Genomic DNA, 21,093 nt, shown 5'->3' with positions numbered 1-21,093 from the left:
CAGGTAGTTATTGGTCGTACACAAACATCAGGTTCGACGCGAAATTTACTGTGGGAGCGGAGCTTGCCCGCGAAGGCGTCTTCAGCAACACCGCAGGCTCTGGATCAGCCCGCAGTCCCCATTGTCGACGTTTCATCGATCACCGAGTCGACCCACGACTGCGCCAACTCGATCAGATGCACCGTCCCCATCGCCAACTTGCGCTTCGCTCCGTCGAGTTGGTCGGCGGACTCATAAGCCGTGGCCGCCGCCGATTGCAGGATCGACAGCGCGTTGACCAGCTTGTCTTCCACGCTGAGCGACGACGCGATACGAGTGGGCGAGGGCGAGAAAGTCGGATGAGGCCTGAGCGGGTCGTCGCTCAGCGGTAGCCCGTAGTGGGCAAAGGCGCGTTCGGCAGCGGCATCGAAGTGAGGTTTTCCGGTCTTTGCGCGACGTGATGCCGGGAAAATGATCGGCGGGTCCGGTGTCAGTCTTTTATCCATGGTCCAGCTCCTACATGTCTGTAATGAGGGGCCATCGTTTGCCGTTCTCACGCGGCAAAGGGTGGCAGCTGTACACAGGGTGAGAATACCGGACAGTAGGCAACCGGCCAGACCGAAGTCTGCCTGCGCACAGCCGCCATGAAGCGTTTTCAGATGAAAAGGCGTTCGTAACGAAGTGGCGCTGATGCGCTTACTGAGCACGGGTTCTCACGCCCGATCGCTGATTTTGCAGCGATAGGACGAAGACTAGTGACCGGCTCCAGCAGGCGCAAGGCGAAAGGATTTTCTAGGAAACTTCAGGCAAGGGAAAGGGAATTGTCCGGTGATCAGGGGTTCTGCAAAAACACCACATACCCGCGAAACCACTCATTCCCCTTCAAATACCCCGGTGCCTGCCACTCGCCGCCCTGGACCAAACCGATCTTGAATGGCATGCCCAGTCGGTTTATCCGGGGCAGATACGCGGCGTAATCGGGAATGCTGTGCCGCCCCTGATACGTCTGCACCACCACCTCATCCACCACTCCCTTGAGCTGGGCGATGGCCGTCGGGTCGGCGTTGCTGCTCCAGTCCATCAGTCCGGTAATACTCAAGCGCAAGTCCGCCGGCAGCCGCTGGCGCAGGTCGCGCAGAAAGGCGGCGTACTCATCGAGGTAGCGGGTGCGGGCATCGAAATCGATCTGGATGCCAACCACCGGGTTGCCCGCCTGTTGCCAGCGTTTCACCTGGCCGAGCAACTGCCGATAGACCGACTCCGGCCAGCGTAGGGTGTGGGCGCGATAGACCACCCAGACCTCGCCCCGGGTCAGGCGCGGAATCGCAATGCCCTGGGCGATAAAGTTGACCGTCCGCTGCGGCGAGCGCCGCGACTCGCTGACCTGGCCTTGCAGGATATACAGGCTCTTGGCCTGGCTCAGCACCGCCTGCGGAGCGACGCCACTCCACAGCCAGAAACTGTCGTAGTCCCGCGCATCGACCGCCGCCCGGGCATCGGCGAATGCCAGCAGCCCGGCCAGCAACAGCCAGCGCCAGCGATCCACGCTCACTTACCAGTAGTACTGCAGCGACTTGCCCCACTGGGTGCTGGCATAGCGGGTCTTGAGCTGCTTGAACCAGGCCTTGCGCTGAGCTGGTGTCACCTCTTTCCCGCCGCAACTGTTGTAGCCCGAAGGTGCGTAGCAGTTGATGGCGCGGAACAGGGCATAGGCCTTGTCGGTGGACGACGCCTTGGTATCGCCGATCACGCTCTGGTAACCGTCGAGCCGCGAGAAGGTGCTGCCCTTGAACAAGGACGCGGTCCCGCCCAGCTCATCCGAGCCGCGCTGTCTGTCCAGGGGCATGCCGTCCAGGCTGTTTCGCAGGATAAATTCGCCCAGGCAGTTCAGTGCCTGGGGCTGCTTCGCATCGGCTTGCAAGGTCGCCGCCGTCTCGCCAATGGTCGGGCAGGCATAACCGGACTCGGCCTTGGCGCCGCTCCAGCGGAACAGCTTGAGCGGCTGGCCGTCGCCGTAGGTGTAACCCAACGAGGTGCTCAACTTGGTATCCGATGGTTCGGCAGGCAACTGCTTGAGATCGGTGGCGAAGTCCGCGTAATGGCCCAGGCGCAGGTCCTTGTAGAGCAGCACGAACAGGGCTGTATCCCGCTCGGTGGAGGCTTCGCCCTGGGCAACCTGGCGCAGCAGCCCGGCGTCGGCGATATGCCGCAACAGGATGGCGCGCACTGGCACGGTCTTGATCGGCGAGTCGGCGGCAAAGACCTTGGCCACCTGCTGATTGCGCTCGTAGTGATCGGCCAGGGCCAGTTCGACCTGCTCGCGTTGCAGTGGTTGGTGGACCTGCGGCAGCAGTTGCAGCCAGAGGGCCTCGGCGCCGTTGCCGTCCTGTTTCGCGTCCAGGGCAAGGCCGCGCAGCATCTGCTGGCTGAAGGCGAGGTAGTCGAGTTTCGCCGGGATCTCGGTTGGCAGGCTCTTGAGCGCCAGCTCCGGGTTTTTCGCGACATACAGCTGGAACGCCGCCTGCAAATAGTCATACAGCGCCGGTTGCGCGGCGAAGATCGGTTTCTGCGCCTGGAGGATGTCCAGGGTCAGCTTGGGCGCGGCGTTCTCGCCGTAGCCGGGGCGCATGCCCATCAGGTCGTCGAGGGCCTGGAACAAGGGTTGATCGACCTTGCCGCTGCCGAACAGCATCTTGTTGTCGATCTCCTGCACCAGTTCGTCGGGCGTCACGTTGCGCTCGTCGGCCTTGGCCTGGCCCAGTTGCCAGAGGTATTCGGTCGCCTGTTTTTCGGCATTCCCCGCCAACCAGTAGACCCGGCGCAACAGGCCACGGGCGGAGGTCGCATAGAGGCCCTCGGGCCAGGTGCCGAGGTAATGCTGGAAACCTTCTTCGGCCCGTTTCAGCTGGGCCGCGTCGGCCTCTTCCCTGGTCGGCATGCCGTCGCTGTCGAAGGTGTTCTGTTGCGCCAGGTTGAGGGCGGTGCGTGCCTGCATGTACTGCGCGGTTTCCTTCAGCCAGGGTTGCGGGCTTTCGCCCAGGCTGGCGAAGACCTGGGCGGCGTCGGCGAAGCGCCCGCTGTAGAAGCTGATGGCACCGTTCAGGTAGCTGGCAAATGCCTGGCCCTGGGCCGATTGCATGGCGGGCACCAGGCTCGCTTGCTGGGCCGGTTCCCAGGCGCAGGTGCCGAGCATCTGCACGCGAGCGCGGGCCAGGGCCTGGCGCTCGGGGTCGGGCAGCTCGCTGCTGCCCAACAACTGGTTGATAAAGGTCGTGGCGCTGTCGGCGTCATTGCTGCGGCAGCGTCCACCCTCGCCGGACAGCAGCGAGCTGACGGCGGTGTTGGCGTTTTCGCGGGTGATACCGAGTTTTGCCAGGGCCTCATCCAGCGGGGCGGTGACGGACTTGCCCGGTTCGGCGTCGACGACCGGCTCAGGGGCGGCGTCGAGGCGGGTCGTGGCGAACGGTACCGGACCGAAGCCCGCGCCCAGGTCGTCGTTGCTCAGCGGGTTGGGCGCCAGGGGCAAGGCGCCCTGGTCGGCGAGCAACAGACGCAGGTTGACCCGGCTGTCGTTGCCCGGGTTGAGGAAGGCGAGGTTGCTGCAGCCGTCGAGGCTGTACTTGAGCATTGACCAACGCGGGTAGCAGGTGTCGTCGGAACTGGCCTGGGCCATGGAGCAGAAGCCGGCACTCACCGCCAGGGCCAGAGATGTCAGAAGACCGATACGCATGAATTGTCCCTAATTCCGTAAACGAGCGGCAGCGAGGCCGGGAGTGGCGCGAATAATACCGAAGCCGGGCCGCAACACCTATGCTTGTACCCAGCACGGCGTTGCAGGCTGTGATCTGCCGCACATCGGCGACCGCCCGGTCGTTCGATAAACATAGTGGCAATTGGCTTGACGCTTGATACGGCTGCCGTAGACTCGCGATTGTCCGACAAGGAGTCACTGTATATGTGGTGTTTGCGGGTAGTTGTAGTGGGGTTGTCCTGCATGGCGTGCCTGGCTCAGGCACAGACGCCGGTCGAGGCTGATCCGCTGTTGGATACTAATAACGTTGCCGCGACGCATACCGTCGCCGCCAGCGAGGCCCGTGGCGTGTTGCGCGCCCGTGACCAGGCGATGCTCGCCAGCGAATTGTCGGGGCGCATTGTCGAGCTGCCCTACAGCGAAGGCGAAACCTTCAAGCAGGGCGACACCCTGGCGCGTTTCGACTGCTCGGCCTATCAGGCCCAGCTCAATGCCGCCCAGGCTGCCAGCCGCGGTGCCAGTGAAGAGCTGGCTCACAATAAACAGTTGGCTTCGTTGAACTCCGTCGGCCGCTTCGAAGTGGCCCGCGCCGAGGCCAAGCTCGCCGAAACCCAGGCCCAGTCCCAGGTCTACCAGGTGCAGGTCAAGCGTTGCAGCGTGATCGCGCCCTATGACGGCCAGGTCGTGCAGCGCAAGGTCCAGCGCTATGAAAGCGTCTCGGCCGGGGCGCCGATGCTGGAGATCGTCGACAACCGCACCCTGGAAATCCACCTGCTGGTGCCGTCGCGCTGGATGGGCAAGCTCAAGGCCGGGCAGACTTTCAGCTTCGTCCCGGATGAAACCGGGCAACCGTTGACGGCCACCATCAAGCGCCTCGGTGCGCGGATCGATGAAGGCAGCCAGACCCTGTTGCTGGTGGCCAGCCTGCCCAAGGTCGACGGCCTGCTGGCGGGCATGAGCGGCACTGCGCGCTTCGAGGCGTTGAAGTGAACGCACCGGTAGCGGGCGCCGTGGAGCGGGTGTTCGCCCAGTTCCTCGACCTTGAACGCGTGACCCGCGCTGCCCGCACCACCGAACAGCTGGCTTATAGCCTGGTCAACGACGGCCAGGCGCTGTTTGGCTTTCGCCACGCGGCCCTGCTGATCGCCGGAAAGGTGCGGGCGGTGACCGGGGTCAGCTCGGTGGAGCCGAATGCGCCGTTTGTCGCCTTCGTCGAACACGCCGTGGCGCAGGTCTTCAAGCTGGAACGGGCCAAACCCGCAACCGTGGTGCCGATGGACGCCTTCACCGTCTCGGTGCGCGAGGACTGGCAGAGCCTGTCGGCGCCCCAGGTGTTCTGGTTGCCGCTGCTCGATCACAAGGGCGAAGTCTTCGGCGGCCTCTGGCTGGCCCGCGACAATCCCTGGAGTCCTTCCGAACAGGTGCTGCTGGCGCAATTGGGCGACACCTACAGCCATGCCTGGCTCGCCTTGCAGCCCCGGCGGCCGTGGCGTCTGCGTTTCACCCGCAAGCGCCAGGCGTTGCTGGTGGTGCTGGCGCTGTTGAGTTTGCTGATTCCGGTGCGTCAGTCGGTGCTGGCGCCGGCGGAAGTCGTGCCGCTGGCCGGCCGTGTGGTGGCAGCCCCGCTGGATGGGGTGGTTGCCGAATTCCTGGTCAAGCCCAACCAGACGGTGAAGACCGGCGACCTGCTGGTGCGCTTCGAAAGCACCACCCTCAAGGCCCAGGCCGATGTGGCCCAGCGCGCCCTCGGCGTGGCCGAAGCCGAATTGAAGGCCAATGCCCAGCGCGCCTTTGCCGATGCGGAGTCGAGCTCGAAGATCGATTTGCTGGCGGCGCGGGTCGAGCAGAAGCGCGCCGAACGCGATTACGCCGCCGAATTGCTCAAACGCAGCGAAGTGCGTGCCGAGCGTGACGGTATCGCGGTGTTTGCCGATGCCGAACGCTGGACCGGCAAACCGATCCAGACCGGTGAACGACTGATGGAAATCGCCGACCCGAACCAGGCCGAACTGCGCATCGAACTGGCGGTCGGCGACGCCATCGCCCTGACGTCCGACGCCGAAGTCGCCTTGTTCCTCGACAGCGACCCCTTGCAGCGTTACTCGGCCAAGCTGGAGCGGGTGGCCTACGAGGCGCAATCGACCCCGGCCGGGCAGTTGGCCTATCGCCTGGATGCCAGCTTCACCGATACCCCGGTACCGCGCATCGGTTTGCGCGGCACGGCGAAACTCTTCGGCCAGCGTGCGCCGCTGGCCTTGTACCTGCTGCGTCGGCCGTTGGCCGGGCTGCGCCAGAGTGTCGGGCTGTAATGAACCTGCCCAGCCTGCGCGCGGATCTGCAGCTCACTGCCGCCGCCCCGGCGCTGGACGGTTCGCCGCGCTGGACCCTGGCCGACCCGGTGCGCGGGCGTTATTTCAAGCTCGGTGTCCAGGCCATGCGTTTGCTGCGGCATTGGTCGCTGGGGGATCCGGCGCAGGTGCTGCAAGCGGCGAACCGTGAACCGGGCCTGCCGCTGGGCGACCCGGAGCTGGAGCAGTTGCTGGGCTTTTTGCGTTCCCATGACCTGATCGCCTCGCTGGACCCGCAACAGCGTGCCAGCTACGCCTGGAAAGCCGCCGCATCGCGCCAGAGCCTGTGGCAGATGGCGCTGCATCAATATCTGTTTTTCCGCATTCCCCTGTGGCGCCCGGATGCTTTCCTCAATCGCGCCTGGCCCTGGCTGCAACGCTTCGGCCCGCGCCTGCTGCGCTACGGCTTGCCGGCGACCCTGGGGCTCGGGGTGTTTCTGGTGTCGCGGGACTGGGAGCGCTTTCTCTCGACCTTTCCGCACCTGTTCAGCCTCGGCGGGGCCATGGCCTTCGGCATCGCGCTGTTCTTCGCCAAGCTCTGCCATGAATTCGGCCATGCCTTTATGGCCAAGCGCGCCGGGTGTCGGGTGCAGAGCATGGGTGTGGCCTTTATGGTCATGCTGCCGTTGTTCTATACCGACGTCAGCGATGCCTGGCGGATCAACGACCGCAAGGCGCGATTATTGATCGGTGCCGGCGGGGTCATGGCCGAAATGCTGTTGGCCTGTATCGCCCTGCTGGCCTGGTCGCTGTTACCGGACGGGCCGGCGCGCACGGCGGCGTTCATGCTCGCCAGCGCCACCTGGCTGACCACCCTGGCGGTCAACCTCAACCCGTTCATGCGTTTCGATGGTTACTTTCTGCTCAGCGACTTCTGGGAAATCGACAACCTCCAGGGCCGCGCCTTTGCCCTGTGCCGCTGGCGTTTGCGCGAGGCCTTGTTCGGCTACGACGAGCCGGCCCCCGAACCCTGGCCGCCGGCCATGCGCCGACGTTTGCTGTGGTGGGGATTCCTCTCCTGGTTGTGGCGTGCGGCGCTGTTTTTCGGGATCGCCCTGGCGGTCTATCACCTGTTCTTCAAATTGCTGGGCATCTTCCTGATGATGGTGGAACTGGGTTGGTTCATCTTCCTGCCGATTTTCAAGGAGACCCGCGAATGGTGGTCGCGACGTGAGCAGGCGCATACCCCACGGGTATTGCTTAGCGGCCTGGGCCTGCTGGCGCTGCTGTTGCTGGTGGCGGTGCCCTGGCGCAGCAGCGTGGAAATACCGGTGATGCTGGAAGCCGGGCGGGTCACGGCCCTGCATGCGCCGGTCGCCGCGCGGGTCAAGCAGGTCAATGTCCGCGATGGGCAGATGGTTGAGGCGGGCACGGTGCTGGTGGAGCTGGAGTCGCCGGACGTCGACTCGCGCTTGATCATCGTGCGCCGTGAAATCGATATCCTCCAATTGCAGATGCGCCGCCAGGCCGGGCGCAGCGAAACCGCGGCCGATGTCGGCATTCTCGAACAGCGTTTGGCGGAGGCCGTGGCCGAATACCGGGGTTTGCAAGCCCGTCGTGATCGTCTGTTGTTAAAGGCACCGCAGGCCGGCCAGGTGCGCGACCTGATGCCGCAATTGGCCGTCGGGCGCTGGGTTTCGACCAAGGAGCCGCTGGCGCGGGTAGTCGAGGGCGGCACCCGCATGCGTGGTTATCTGGCCGAAGAGGACTTGTGGCGGGTCGCGCCGGGAGCGAAGGGGCGCTTTGTCGCCGACGACCCGATGCGCCCGGCCTGGCCGGTGGAGCTGCTGGACGTCGATGCCAACGGGGTGGCGGCCATCGACCAGGAGGCGCTGACCTCCGATCACCATGGCCCGATTGCCGTGCGCCGTGACGAAAACCGTCGGCCGGAACCGGTGCAGGCGCAGTACGGCGCTCGTCTACGATTGCTCGAAGACGTGCCGACGCCCAGTCATCCGCTGCGCGGTGTGGCGGTCTTGCAGGGGCGCAGTGAGTCATTGTTGGGCACGGCCTGGCGGCGCATGGCCGCCCTGGGCGTGCGGGAGAGTGGTTTCTAGCCAGTACAACGGTTCAGGGAGTACAACCGATGTTGAACAATGCGTCTGCCGCCGGTTTGTCCATGCGGCCCTCACGGCCTACCGATGGGCCTTTTCTGCAGAGCCTCTATAAGTCGGCCCGTCCCGAATTACAGTGGATCGACGCCGATCCCGAGGTGGTCGAGCAGGTGGTCGCCCAGCAATTCCAGGTGCAGGAGCGGGGTATCGGCGAGCACTTCCCCGATGCGATGCACTACGTGGTGGAAAAGCTCGACACCCCTATCGGCGTGCTCAGCGCCGATTTCGGCCCGAATGAAATCCGCGTGCTGTACCTGGCGTTTATCCCGGCGGCCCGTGGCAAGGGGTTTGGTCGCAGCGTGCTGCAAGGGGTGCAGAAGGCCGCCGAGCAGGTGCGCTGCCCGGTGGCGACGGTGGTCTGGGCGAGTAATCCCCAGGCGCGCCAGCATTACCTGGCGCTGGGGTTTCAGGTTGAAGAGAGTTCCCCGGGGGCTGATCGTCTGGTCTGGTATCCGGGTTTCAGTTGAAGACGATATTGAAATAACCCAGGGCCGGATCACGGCCCAGGGGCGGTTCGCGGGACACGAAGACGGCGTCTACGCGGCCCAGGTTCGGTAACTCCAGGGCGCACAGGCCGTCGACGAACTCCGTCGGTTCCAGGCTGCGCAACAGCACATTGAAGGGCATTCGGCTGCTTTCCGGCAGGCGCGATTGCGGGCGCAGCGCGATCGCCTCGATCTCGATCGGCAGCAGGCTGCCGTCGGGCAGATGCAGCGGGCAGTGTTGTTTCATCAACGCCTGGAAGTGTTCACTTGAAACCTGTTGCAGCATCGATATTCTCCGTCATATACGGCAAAAACCGGGACACCGGGCCCCGGCGGTCTGAGGCTGATCAGTTCCGGGAAGGGAACAGCCCCTGCAGGGCGATGCTGAAGTTCACCACCAGGAACGGGTTCATCGTCCCCAGGGCCACGCCGCCGCCAGGTATGGCCAAGGTGCCGGCGATAGTGGTGGTGGCACCTTTCAGGGCGACCGGCGAGGAACCTTGCGCGTCGGAGTAGATCCCGGCCGAGGGCGGCCCCGAGGGGGCGGATGCACCCAGATAGGCATTGGTATTGGTCGGCGCGGTGACCGGATTGCTGGGGGCGCTCGCCAGGTTGATGGTGGTGCTGACGGTCAGGCCGCTGGTGGGGATCGCCTGCGGCGGCAGGTTGGTGCTCAGGATGGAGACTTTTTCGGTACCGCTGGCTTCACCCATGACCCGGGTCGTCAGGCCCGGGCCGGTGCCTTGGGCAATCGGCAGGCGGCTTTGCAGGTTGGGCAGGCCGAAGTTCTGCTGGCCATTGCCACCATAGACCGTGCCGAGCAAGGTGAACAGCGCCTGGTACTGCTGGATATTGAGCAACTGGCCGTTGCAGAGCGCCCAACCGTTGGGGGCGAAGTTGAAGCCGAACATCTGGATATTGCCGAGAAATACGTCCATAGATCCTTATCCTTCAGCTGCGTTAAGTGAAGTGCCTTGCCCGTTGGACGGGCTGCGTAGGCCGCCGGTCCGGGTCTGCTGTGCACCGTCCTGAAGCGTAGACGCTGTCCTGGCCGGCGCCCGGTTTTTTGCATGCTCGAGGTCGTGATGGGAACAGTCAGGCAAGGCAGTATCGTTCTAGCCTACAATCACCGCGTCATACCCCCCCTGGCGGGTGCAGTTGTCGATTTCTAGAGGATGGTGATGGGCGTTCCGAGCAATGATGAAGTAGCAAAGCGACTTTCCGGTCAGCCTGTCACGCATCCGCAATCCCTTGTCCAGTTGCTTCGCCAACCCTGGCTGATAGCCCTCCTGCTACTGGCCGTGGCGTTGCGTCTTTATGAACTGACGGCCTCGGCGATCTGGGGCGACGAAGGCTCCAGCGTGCTGCTGGCCCAGTTCCCGCTGGCCGGCATCTGGTCCCATGCGTCCCACGATGTCCATCCGCCGCTGTATTTCATGCTGCTGCATGCCTGGATCGGCCTGTTCGGCGACTCGATCCTGTCGATCCGCATGATGAGCGCGGTGCCCGGGGTGGTCACGGTGCTGCTCGGCACCTGGCTGGCGAACCTGGCCGCCAACCGGCGGGTCACGATACTGACCTGCCTGCTGCTGACCCTGCTGCCCACGGCCGTGCGCTACAGCCAGGAAGTACGCATGTATTCGCTGATGGGCGTGTGGCTGCTGGGAGCCACCATTGCCCTGGTGTATTGGGTCCGCGAGCCCGCGCGCCAGCGTTATCTGGTGATCTATGCGCTGCTGATGGCGGCGGCCTTCTATACCCACTACTTTTCGGCGTTGTGCGTGTTGTCGCACTGGCTCTATCTGCTGGTGATCCGCCCCGAGCCCGGTAGCGCGCACCGCTATATCGCCCGTCGCGAGTGGTGGTTGGCCAACGTGGCGATCGTGCTGTTGTTCCTGCCCTGGTTGCCCGGGCTGATCGATCTGGTGCGGCACATGGAGGATTTGAAGGTCGGCGGCGATGTCGGCTGGGAACCGCCGGTCACCTTGCGTTCGCTGCCGTCGATGCTTTGGCAACTGATGGCCCAGGACGACGGCGAAGGCATGCCGCTGTGGCTGTTCGTCACCTTGCCGGGCGTCATGGCGGCCGTCATGACCTTCCTCGTCTGGACTGACCGCAGCCGCTACCGCTTCGACACGCTGCTGGTGGTCTACAGCGCACTGCCGTTGCTGCTGGTATTCGCCATTTCCTTCGTCTCGCCGGTGTTTATCGAGCGCTACCTCACCGTCCCGGCGCTCGGCCTGCCGATTATCCTGGCCCTGGCCATCGATCGCCTGGCGCGGCGCTTCAAGGTCCTGGCGGTGCTCCTGCTGATGGCGATCCTGGCGGTGGAGGGCGTGGGCCTGAAGAACAACTACACCGTCGACGCAGGCGATCAGTTCAACAACATGGTCGAGTACATGAACCAGCACACCGTCGCCGGCGACCAGGTGGTGCTGGGCGATATGTTCTGGCTGCTCACCTGGGGCTATTACGACAAGAGCGCCACCGCGCCGCGGCTGTACACGCCGCCCACGGCCAAGGGCGTGTCGACCCGACCGAACAGCTATGGTTTCGGTACGCTGATCGATGAAAACGCCGGCGTCTACCTCGATCGGCTGGACGACCTGCCCCAGGGCAATGGCCGGGTCTGGCTGGTGATGAGCCGGGTGGCGCCGGATGAATTCCCGTCCATTCCGGACAATTGGCGAAAAATTGACCAGCATGCCGGGGGTGACACCCAGGCGGTTTTATACGAGGTCTGCCATCCTTCGTGTAGCGATGACTCACCGTAACAGGCCTGATCTAGAGCCATGAAGTCATATTGAAGGCCCATAAACGTCGCTGTTTATGGGTTGTTTAGACTTAAAACGCAGATGGTTGATGTCAAAATACTACTAGTGTGAGCGATTCCCTTTAGGCTACGCTTTGTCCTACAAATGGACTTCCGTCTAGGGTGAAGGGATTGCGCAGTTTTCACTTTATCTCCGGTTTGCCGCGCTCAGGGTCCACCCTGCTGTCCGCCATTCTTCTACAGAATCCCCGCTTTCATGCTGGCATGAGCAGCCCGGTCGGCACCCTGTTCAACAGCGTGCTGGAACAATGCAGTGCCGGCAGCGAGTTCGGCGCGGTGATCGACACCGACATGCGCCGTCGCTTGCTGCGCGGGCTGTTCGAGTCCTATTACGCCGACAAGACCGAGCAATCGGTGGTCTTCGATACCAATCGCCAGTGGTCGGCGCGTCTGCCCGCGCTGATGGACCTGTTCCCCCAGTCCAAGGTCATCGCCTGCGTGCGCAATGTTGCCTGGGTCATGGACAGCCTTGAGCGGTTGTACCGCGCCAACCCTTTCGAGAACACCAAGCTGTTCAACGACGAAGTCGAGCGCAACACCGTCTACAGCCGTTGCGAAACCCTGGCCCAGCGCAATCGCCTGGTGGGGTATGCCTGGACCGCGATCAAGGAAGCCTATTACGGCGAACACGCCGACTCCTTGCTGCTGATCGATTACGACCTGCTGTCCCAGGCCCCGGAGCGGGTATTGCGGCTGGTCTACGACTTTATCGGCGAACCCTGGTTCGAGCACGATTTCGACCACCTGGTGTATGACGCCCCGGAATTCGACCAGGCCCTCGGGCTCGCCGGCCTGCACAAGGTCAAGCCCAAGGTGGCGCTGGAGTCACGGCGCACGATCCTGCCGCCGGACCTGTTCGAAAAATATGCGGAACTGTCGTTCTGGAACGATGGCTCCGCCAGCGCCGCCAATGTCATTCGCATGAAAACCAACACCGCGGTCAGTTGATCGCGGTTTTTTATTCCGACAAAAAAATCTTTTGGGCGCGCAAGCGCTCGAGTGCAGGTGAAGCATGTGGTGGAGCAAACAGAAATCGCGGGCTGAAAGCGTGAGAACCCTGGTTTCACCCATGATTATCCCGCTTGAACCGCGCATGCTGTTCGACGGCGCCGTGGCGGCCACGGTAGTTGATGCCGCGCAGCCGGCCAATCACACCACTGCCGATGCGGCGAAGGCGCCGGCCACGGACTCTACGGCGGCAAGCTCCGATGCCCACCCGCAATCCGATGCCACGCCGACCCCGGCCCCAGCCGCCGTACCTGGCCAATCGGTGGTCTTCGTCGACTCGCGGGTGCAGGATTTCAGTGCCCTGCTCAAGGGCGTCGCTCCCGGCACCCAGGTGGTGGTGCTGCAGGCCGGCAAGGATGGCCTGCAACAGATCGCCGACTACCTGGACACCCACCAGGGCGTGAGCACCGTGGAAATCATCGCTCACGGCAATTCGGGTGACCTGTGGCTGGGCAGCACCTATCTATCGTCGACCAACGTCGCGGCGCGGGCCGATGTCCTGGCGCGCATCGGCAATGACATGAATGTCGGCGGCGATATCCTGATCTACGCCTGTAATACCGCCGAAGGTGCCACCGGCATCGGCTTTGTCGACTCCCTGGCGCAATACACCGGGCGCGATATCGCCGCTTCCGACAACCGTACCGGCCTGGGCGGCGACTGGACCCTGGAAATCTCCACCGGTGTCATCGAAAGCCACAACGTGCTCTCGGCCGACGCCATGGCCGCGTACCAGTACGCCCTGTCGACCATTACCGTGACCAGCAACGCTGACAGTGGCGTCGGTTCACTGCGTTCGGCCCTGAGCAGCGCGGTGGCGGGCGATATCATCACCTTCAACGCCAGCATGACGGTCAACCTGAATTCGCAACTGGTCATCAGCAAGAACCTCACCATCGAAGGCGACCTGGACCACAACGGCACACCCGATGTGACCCTCAGCGGGCAATACAAGACCCAGGTGCTCATGGTCAATTCCGGGATCACCGCGACCCTGGACGGGCTGGTCATTACCCAGGGGTTGGCGGTGGGCAATGGCGCGGCGGCCGGGGTCGATGGCACTGCGGCGATGGGCGGCGGTATTGTCAACGCCGGTAACCTGACCCTGAACAATGTCACGGTGACCAGCAACGCGGCCTCGGGCGGCGGCGGCGGCGGCGGGGTCACGGCGCCCTACGTCGGCGGCGCGGTTGGTGGCGGCGGTGGCGGTGGCGGTGCTCTTGGCGGACAGAATGGTGGTCATGGTGGTAGCTCGGGCTACGGTACGGGGGTCTATGGCGGTACCTCCGGCACCGCCAACCACGGCGGTACCGGCGGCGGCTACAACCCCAGCTACATGGGTGGCAAGGGGGGTAGCAGCACCGGCGGCGCGGGCGGTATAGGCGCCGCCAACTACAGTAACGGCGGGGCCGGCGGCACGGCGAACAATGGCACCATTTCCATTGGCGGCGGCGGCGGCGGTTCTGGCTGGGACAAAGCCGGCCGGGCCGGTGCCTCGGCCAGCGGCGGTATCTACAACGCCAGCACCGGTACCCTGACGATCGTCGGCACTTCAGTGATTTCCAGCAACATCGCTGCTGGCGGTGGTGGCGGCGGCGGCGGTGGCCTGGGCGGCTCCGCCGACTCCGGTGGAGCGGCCGGCAAAGGCGTCGGCGCGATCTGGAACAAAGGCACGTTGTTGATGACCGCCGCCAACTTCGCGGCGATGACCGGCAACGTTGGTGGCAGCGGCTCCGGTGGTCCGGCGCTGGGCGGCGGCGGTACCGGCGCCAGCGTGGCGGCGGTGAACAATATCTTCAACGACGGCGGCACGCTCAACACCGCCTATGCGCCGGCTCCGACCGCGACCATAGTGGTCGGCACTACCGCCCAGCACATTGGCAGCACGTCGCTGGTGACCATTACCTTCAACCAGGCGGTGACCGGTTTCACCAACGCCGACCTGACGATTGCCAACGGTACCCTGGGCACCCTGACGACCAGCGACAACATCACCTACACCGCGACCTTTACACCGAACTCGAGCGTGACCAGCGCCACCAACCATATTGTCCTCGACAATACCGGCGTCACCTCCACGTCGACGGGTACACCGGGAACCGGCACCACCTCGTCCAACAACTATGCCATCGATACCGTGCGCCCGACCGCGACCGTCTCGGTGGTCGCGCCTACGCTGAGCACCACGGTCAACTCGACGGTGAACATTACCTTCAGCGAAGCGGTGAGCAGTTTCAGCCTGGCCGACATGTCGGCGTCCAATGGGACCTTGAGCAACCTGACCACCAGCGACAATATCCACTGGACCGCGACCCTGACACCGAGCGCCAGCAACAACAGCAGCGGCAACGTCATCACCCTGGACAACACCCTCTATACCGATACCGCGACCAACGCCGGTACCGGTACGACCACCTCCAACACCTACGTCGTCGACACCGTGCGACCAACCGCGACCATCGTGGTGTCAGACACGGCGCTGAACGTCAACGGTAACAGCTCCCTGGTGACCATCACCTTCAGCGAGACGGTCAACAATCTTGCCCTCGGCGCGTTAACTGTTGCCGATGGCAGTCTGAGCAACCTAGTCCAGGTCGACGGCACCCACTGGACCGCGACCCTGACCGCGAACCCCGGGGTCAACCATGTCGGCGATGTCATCACCCTGAACACCACCGCGATCAGCGACGTCGCGGGTAACGCCGGCAGCGGTACCACCACCTCCAACGCCTACGCCGTCGACACCGTGCTGCCGACCGCGACCATCGTGTTCGGCAATACCAACCTGGGGATCGGCCAGACCTCGCCGGTGACCATCACTTTCAACGAAGCCGTGCCCGGTTTTACCAACGCCGACCTGACGGTGTCCAATGGCACCCTGAGCACGGTGAGCACTAGCGACGGTGGCGTCACCTGGATTGCGACCTTCACCCCGACGGCTGCGATCGTCAGTGCGAGCAACCACATCACCCTGGACACCAGTCATGTGAGTGACGCTGCGGGCAACGTCGGTAGCGGCACCGTCACGTCCAACAACGTGGCAATCGACGGCGTACGCCCGACCGCCACTATCGTTGTGTCGAACAACAACCTGGGCATCGGCGGTACCTCCACGGTGACCATTACCTTCAGCGAGGCGGTGAGCGGTATGGCCCTGGCCGACCTGACGACCGACAACGGTACCCTCAGCGGTCTGAGCACCAGCGACAACATCACCTATACCGCGCTGTTGACGCCGACGCCGGGTATCACCCAAAACAACAATCACATCGTCCTGGACAACAGCACGGTGATCGACGGTGCCGGCAACAGCGGTACCGGGACCACCAGCTCGAATGCCTATGCCCTCGATAGCACACGCCCGACGGCAACCATCGTGGTCGCCAACCCGACCTTGGCGGCCGGGCAGAGTTCATTGGTGACCATCACCTTCAGCGAGGCGGTGAACGGCTTCGACAACAACGACCTGAGCGTGCCCAACGGCACCCTGACCGCCGTCAGCACGAGCGACGCTGGCGTCACCTGGACGGCGACCTTCACCCCGACCGACGGCGTTCATGACACCACCAACCTCATCAGCCTGAACAACAGCGGCGTGCAGGATGGGGCGGGCAACGCCGGCACCGGTATCACCAACTCGGGCAACTTCACCATCGATACCGTGCGTCCGACCGCGACCATCGTGGTGGCGGATAACGCTCTGAAGATCGGCGAAACCTCGCTGGTGACCATCACCTTCAGCGAAGCCGTGACCGGCTTCAGCAACGCAGACCTGACGATTATCGATGGTGGCACCCTGAGCGCGGTGCAGAGCAGCGACGGCGGTATCACCTGGACGGCGACCTTTACCCCGACCAGCAACATCACCCACAGCAGCAACGTGATCGAGCTGAACAACACGCTCGTGGCGAACGCCTCGGGCAACACCGGCAGCGGTGTCACCGACTCCAACAACTACAGCATCGACACCCAGCGGCCGACGGCGAGCATCGTGGTGGCGAACCCGGCCCTGAATATCGGCGGTATCTCGCTGGTGACCATTACCTTCAGCGAGGCGGTGACCGGTTTCAGCAATGCCGACCTGACGGTCGCCGACGGTACGCTGAGCAACGTCAGCTCCAGCGACGGCGGCATCACCTGGACCGCGACCCTGACACCGAATGCGGCCACGACCCACACCGGCGACGTGATCAGCCTGAATAACACCTTGGTCAGCGATCTCGCCGGCAACGCTGGCGCGGGAACCACCCTGTCCAATACCTATGGCATCGATACTGTGGCGCCGACCGCGACCATCGTGGTGTCCAACACGGCGCTGAACGTCAACGGTAGCACCTCCCTGGTGACCATCACCTTCAGCGAGACGGTCAACAATCTCACCGCCGGCGCGTTAACTGTCGCCGATGGCAGTTTGAGCAACCTGGTCCAGGTCGATGGCACCCACTGGACCGCGACCCTGACCGCGAATCCTGGGGTGACCCATACCGGCGATGTCATCACCTTGAACAACACCCTGTTCAGCGACAGCGCAAGCAATGCTGGTAGCGGTACCACTACCTCCAATACATACGCCATCGACACCCAGCGCCCAACGGCCACTATCGTGGTCGCCAACAGTGCACTGAGCATCGGCCAGACCTCCCTGGTGACCATTACCTTCAGCGAGGCGGTCAGCGGGCTCACAACCGCCGCGTTCAGCGTCGCCGACGGCACCCTGAGCGGTTTGAGCAGCGGTGACGGCGGGATTACCTGGACCGCGACCCTGACCGCGACCGCCGGGGTGACTCATACCGGCGATATCATTACCCTGAACAATGCGGCCGTCAGTGACGGCGCGGGCAACGCCGGCAGCGGCAGCACCGACTCCAACACCTATAGCGTCGACACCCAGCGGCCGACGGCGAGCATCGTGGTCAACAACAGCCTGAAGATCGGCGGTACCTCGCTGGTGACCATCACCTTCAGCGAGGCGGTGACCGGTTTCAGCAATGCCGATCTGACGGTCGCCGACGGTACGCTGAGCGCGGTCAGTTCCAGCGACGGTGGCATCACCTGGACCGCGATCCTAACGCCGAATGCGGCCACGACCCACACCGGCGACGTGATCAGCCTGAATAACACCTTGGTCAGCGATCTCGCCGGCAATGCTGGCGCGGGCACCACTCTGTCCAATACCTATGGCGTCGATACCGTGGCGCCGACGGCCTCGGTGGTGATCGACCATTCGGCCCTGAACATCGGCCAGACCGCCGGGGTGACCATCACCTTCAGCGAGGCGGTGACTGGTTTCAGCAACGCCGACCTGACCGTCGCCAATGGCACACTGAGCACGATGAGCAGCAGCGATGGCGGTATCACCTGGACCGGGACTTTCACCCCGACCAGCAATATCGCCCACGCCAGCAACGTGATCAGCCTGAACAACACCACTTACAACGACCTGGCAGGTAACGCCGGGACGGGCACCACCGATTCCAACAACTACGCCATCGATACCCAGCGTCCGACGGCGAGCATCGTGGTCGCCAACAGCGCGCTGAACATCGGCCAGACCTCCCTGGTGACCATTACCTTCAGCGAGGCGGTCAGCGGGCTCACAACCGCCGCGTTCACCGTCGCCGACGGCGCCCTGAGCGGTTTGAGCAGCAGTGACGGCGGGATCACCTGGACCGCGACCCTGACCGCGACTGCCGGGGTGACTCATACCGGCGATATCATCACCCTGAACAACACGGCCGTCAGTGACGTTGCGGGCAACGCCGGCAGCGGTACCACCGACTCCAACACCTACAGCGTCGACACCCAGCGTCCGACCGCGACCATCTCCGTGGCGAACAACAACCTGGGCATCGGCCAGACCACCACGGTGACCATCGCCTTCAGCGAAGTGGTGACCGGCTTCAACCTGTCCGAGCTCAGTGTCCCCAACGGCACCCTGTCCAACCTGGCCAGCGCCGACGGCGGCAAGACCTGGACCGCAACCCTGACCCCGACGGCTGCCGTCACCGATGCCACCAACCTGATCGTGCTGGACACCAGCCTGGTCAGCGATACCGCCGGCAATACCGGGGCGAGCATCGCGATTTCCAACAACTACGCGCTCGATGCCAATCGACCAACGGCGACCATCAGCGTCGCCAACCCGAACCTGACCACCGGCCAGACCACCGTGGTGACCTTCACCTTCAGCGAGAAAGTCAGCAATTTCGACCTCTCGGAGCTGAGCGTGGCCAACGGCACCCTGTCCAACCTGACCAGCGCCGACGGCGGCAAGACCTGGACCGCGACCTTGACCCCGTCGGCGAACGTCACCGACCCGAGCAACTTCATCACCCTGGACAACAGCCTGGTCACGGACCTGGCCGGCAACGCCGGGACCGGCTTCGCCAACTCCAACAACTTCGCGGTCAACACCGTCGCACTGGGCGGCGATCCACAGTTCCGCGTGGAATCGCCAGTGGCACGGCCGGATGCGCCGAACCTGCCCTTGCAGCCACAGATCAGCGTCGCCCCGACCGGCGACCTCGGCTCACCGCTGGGCTTCCCGCCGTTGTTCGAGCAGCGCACCTCGGGCGACGGCATACCGCCGCTGGGGAATATCTTCATCAACCAGAACGCCCTGGCGCCGAGCTATATCGCCCAGGTGTTCAGTACCGACAGCGGTGCCACGGGCAGTACCAGTGGTTTCCTCGGGTTTGGCGGCGGCGATGGCGGCGTGTTCGGCAGCAGTACCGTGTCGGGCATCTTCAACCGCGACTCGGGTAACAGCGACACCTCCACCAGTCAGGTCTTCGACCGCAACGGCAAGGGCCTGGGCGATCCGGCCCAGGGCGTGCGCGGCATTTTCGGCGCGCCGACCCTGGGGCAGCAATTGCAGAAAATCAAAGATGGCGAGCAGAAACAGCTGCATGAACTAGCCTGGGCTTTGGAACAAGTCGGCATCAGCGAAATGTCGGCCTGAACAATATTTGAGATCTGCGCTGACCTTTGTCGGCGCCTATAAGAAGAGTGCGGTAGTCAGGGGCGGTACTAGGGATGAGAAGAAGTCATAAGTTGTTCAGCGCCAGCTTGCTGGCGCTGGTAGTCAGTGGTTGTGCCGTCACCAGCGAGCCGATCGATCGCAGCGTCAGCGAACAACGCGCCAAGAGCGACATGCAGACCATGTTCAAGGACCAGGAGCCGCTGAATGGCCCGCTGACCTTGCATGAGGCCATGGCCCGTGCGGTGAAGTACAACCTCGAAGGCCGGCTCAAGATCATGGAAGAGGCCCTGGCCAAGCGCCAACTCGACCTCGCCAGCTTCGACATGCTGCCGCGCATGGCGCTGTCCGCCGGCTACGCCGGGCGTAATAACGTCAGTGCTTCCAGCAGCCAGAACGTCCAGACCGGCGAGCAATCCCTGGTCCCATCGACCTCCCAGGACCGCGACCGTCGTGTCGGCGACCTGACCATGGTCTGGAACGTGCTCGACTTCGGCGTGAGTTACATCAGTGCCAAGCAACAGGGCGATCAACGGCTGATCGTCCAGGAACGTCGGCGCAAGGTGGTCAACACCATCGTCCAGGACGTGCGTTCGGCCTACTGGCGTGCCGTGGCCGCCGAGCGCCTGCTCAAGCAGATCGACAGCCTGATGGCGCGGGTCGAGCAGGCCCAGGGCAACAGCGAGAAAATGAGCGACCAGCGTATCGGCGATCCGATCCAGGCCCTGGGTTACCAGCGCGCCCTGATCGTCGCCACACGCCAGTTGGAAGAACAGCGCAAGGCCCTGACCCTGGCCAAGACCGAACTGGCGACCCTGATCAACCTGCCCATGGGCACCGAGCTGACCCTGGCGACCCCGGAAAACTACGAGATTCCGCAACTCAAGGTCGACATGGGCAAGCTGGAACAGGAGGCCCTGGCCAATCGTCCGGAACTGCGCGAGCAGGACTACCAGACCCGCATCAGCGCCAATGAAACCCGCAAGGCCATGCTGCGCCTGCTGCCGGGCCTGGAATTCTCCGCCGGCGGCCATTACGACAGCAACTCCTTCCTGGTCAACGACAAGTGGGCCGACTACGGCGTCAAGGTCACCTGGAACCTGTTCAACGTGATCTCCGCCCCGGCGGCCATCGACGTGGCCAAGGCCGGTGAAGAAGTCGCCACGGCACGTCGCCAGGCCATGTCCATCGCGGTGCTGGCCCAGCTCTACGTGGCCAATGCCAACTTCAACGAAGCGGTGCGCCAGTTCAAGACCAGCCAGCAACTGTCGAACATTGACGGGCAGATCGCCGGCCAGCTGCGCAACCGCTACAAGGCGGCGGGGCTCGGTGAACTGGACCTGATCCAGGGCGAGCTGAACACCTTGCAGGCCGACCTGCGTCGCGACCTGGCCTATGCCGACCTGCGCAACGCCTATGGGCAGATCTTTGCCAGTGCCGGGCTCGATCCGCTGCCGCCGGAAGTGTCTTCGACCAAGATCCAGGCGATTGCCGGGGCCTTGGCCACCCGTGAATCCGACTGGGCCGCGGGCAATATCGATGAACCTGTGAGGCCTGCTCAAGCGAAATGACCGACCTGCCCACGGGGTCAATCAG

At 63.9% G+C, this 21,093-nt stretch carries 13 protein-coding genes; 8 read left to right on the top strand and 5 right to left on the bottom strand.

Translation table 11 applies throughout. The annotated features are described in order from the left end of the window. Positions 1 to 104: 104 nt before the first annotated feature. The 3 genes from CWE01_RS22170 to CWE01_RS22160 all read right to left on the bottom strand — a co-directional run bounded on the left by CWE01_RS22170 (position 105) and on the right by CWE01_RS22160 (position 3,709). Complete coding sequence (locus CWE01_RS22170) at positions 105 to 485, bottom strand: DUF6124 family protein (protein WP_100942682.1); 381 nt, start codon at positions 483 to 485, stop codon at positions 105 to 107. 326 nt (positions 486 to 811) lie between these two features. After that, positions 812 to 1,525: a DUF3142 domain-containing protein gene (locus CWE01_RS22165; RefSeq protein WP_100942681.1), complete on the bottom strand. Its 714-nt coding sequence runs from the start codon at positions 1,523 to 1,525 to the stop codon at positions 812 to 814. Between the two features lie 6 nt (positions 1,526 to 1,531). Further along, positions 1,532 to 3,709: an outer membrane assembly lipoprotein YfiO gene (locus tag CWE01_RS22160; protein WP_100942680.1), complete on the bottom strand. Its 2,178-nt coding sequence runs from the start codon at positions 3,707 to 3,709 to the stop codon at positions 1,532 to 1,534. A 225-nt stretch (positions 3,710 to 3,934) separates the two neighbouring features. Between CWE01_RS22160 and CWE01_RS22155 the strand changes: the two genes are divergently transcribed. From CWE01_RS22155 to CWE01_RS22140, 4 genes are read left to right on the top strand one after another with little or no spacing between them, the layout of a single operon-like run. Next, complete coding sequence (locus CWE01_RS22155) at positions 3,935 to 4,720, top strand: efflux RND transporter periplasmic adaptor subunit (protein WP_100942679.1); 786 nt, start codon at positions 3,935 to 3,937, stop codon at positions 4,718 to 4,720. Then, entirely contained in the window at positions 4,717 to 6,039 is a 1,323-nt protein-coding gene (locus CWE01_RS22150; protein ID WP_100942678.1) for an efflux RND transporter periplasmic adaptor subunit, read from the top strand. The genes CWE01_RS22155 and CWE01_RS22150 overlap by 4 nt, the downstream gene beginning before the upstream one ends. Continuing rightward, positions 6,039 to 8,135, top strand: a complete 2,097-nt coding sequence (locus CWE01_RS22145) for a biotin/lipoyl-binding protein (RefSeq protein ID WP_100942677.1) — start codon at positions 6,039 to 6,041, stop codon at positions 8,133 to 8,135. Before CWE01_RS22150 ends, CWE01_RS22145 begins: the two co-directional genes overlap by 1 nt. A gap of 29 nt (positions 8,136 to 8,164) precedes the next feature. Continuing rightward, positions 8,165 to 8,659, top strand: coding sequence for a GNAT family N-acetyltransferase (locus CWE01_RS22140; RefSeq protein ID WP_100942676.1), 495 nt, complete (start codon positions 8,165 to 8,167; stop codon positions 8,657 to 8,659). Here CWE01_RS22140 and CWE01_RS22135 read toward each other — a convergent pair. Next, positions 8,652 to 8,963, bottom strand: coding sequence for a hypothetical protein (locus tag CWE01_RS22135; RefSeq protein WP_100942675.1), 312 nt, complete (start codon positions 8,961 to 8,963; stop codon positions 8,652 to 8,654). The genes CWE01_RS22140 and CWE01_RS22135 overlap by 8 nt on opposite strands. A gap of 61 nt (positions 8,964 to 9,024) precedes the next feature. Beyond that, entirely contained in the window at positions 9,025 to 9,615 is a 591-nt protein-coding gene (locus tag CWE01_RS22130; protein WP_100942674.1) for a phage tail protein, read from the bottom strand. A 243-nt stretch (positions 9,616 to 9,858) separates the two neighbouring features. Between CWE01_RS22130 and CWE01_RS22125 the strand changes: the two genes are divergently transcribed. The 4 genes from CWE01_RS22125 (at position 9,859) to CWE01_RS22110 (ending at position 21,068) form a co-directional block, all read left to right on the top strand. After that, positions 9,859 to 11,451: a glycosyltransferase family 39 protein gene (locus tag CWE01_RS22125; protein ID WP_100942673.1), complete on the top strand. Its 1,593-nt coding sequence runs from the start codon at positions 9,859 to 9,861 to the stop codon at positions 11,449 to 11,451. A 161-nt stretch (positions 11,452 to 11,612) separates the two neighbouring features. Beyond that, positions 11,613 to 12,458, top strand: coding sequence for a sulfotransferase (locus tag CWE01_RS22120; protein WP_100942672.1), 846 nt, complete (start codon positions 11,613 to 11,615; stop codon positions 12,456 to 12,458). Between the two features lie 121 nt (positions 12,459 to 12,579). Then, positions 12,580 to 19,479 (top strand): Ig-like domain-containing protein, encoded by a 6,900-nt coding sequence (locus CWE01_RS22115; protein ID WP_256579400.1) that lies wholly within the window; start codon positions 12,580 to 12,582, stop codon positions 19,477 to 19,479. A 92-nt stretch (positions 19,480 to 19,571) separates the two neighbouring features. Further along, positions 19,572 to 21,068, top strand: a complete 1,497-nt coding sequence (locus CWE01_RS22110) for a TolC family protein (protein ID WP_177144977.1) — start codon at positions 19,572 to 19,574, stop codon at positions 21,066 to 21,068. The last annotated feature ends 25 nt before the right edge of the window (positions 21,069 to 21,093 follow it).

The organism is Pseudomonas sp. QS1027 (genome assembly GCF_002814235.1).
Lineage (GTDB): Bacteria > Pseudomonadota > Gammaproteobacteria > Pseudomonadales > Pseudomonadaceae > Aquipseudomonas.
Note: the sequence above shows the minus strand (reverse complement) of the source record. Positions and strands in the feature narration are given on the sequence as shown.

What these genes read in the sequence shown, in the direction of transcription:
- CWE01_RS22125 (WP_100942673.1), top strand. Translation starts at nt 9,859, where the DNA reads ATGGGCGTTCCGAGCAATGATGAAGTAGCAAAGCGACTTTCCGGTCAG.
- CWE01_RS22170 (WP_100942682.1), bottom strand. Translation starts at nt 485, where the DNA reads ATGGATAAAAGACTGACACCGGACCCGCCGATCATTTTCCCGGCATCA.
- CWE01_RS22140 (WP_100942676.1), top strand. Translation starts at nt 8,165, where the DNA reads ATGTTGAACAATGCGTCTGCCGCCGGTTTGTCCATGCGGCCCTCACGG.
- CWE01_RS22115 (WP_256579400.1), top strand. Translation starts at nt 12,580, where the DNA reads ATGATTATCCCGCTTGAACCGCGCATGCTGTTCGACGGCGCCGTGGCG.
- CWE01_RS22160 (WP_100942680.1), bottom strand. Translation starts at nt 3,709, where the DNA reads ATGCGTATCGGTCTTCTGACATCTCTGGCCCTGGCGGTGAGTGCCGGC.
- CWE01_RS22135 (WP_100942675.1), bottom strand. Translation starts at nt 8,963, where the DNA reads ATGCTGCAACAGGTTTCAAGTGAACACTTCCAGGCGTTGATGAAACAA.
- CWE01_RS22145 (WP_100942677.1), top strand. Translation starts at nt 6,039, where the DNA reads ATGAACCTGCCCAGCCTGCGCGCGGATCTGCAGCTCACTGCCGCCGCC.
- CWE01_RS22130 (WP_100942674.1), bottom strand. Translation starts at nt 9,615, where the DNA reads ATGGACGTATTTCTCGGCAATATCCAGATGTTCGGCTTCAACTTCGCC.
- CWE01_RS22155 (WP_100942679.1), top strand. Translation starts at nt 3,935, where the DNA reads ATGTGGTGTTTGCGGGTAGTTGTAGTGGGGTTGTCCTGCATGGCGTGC.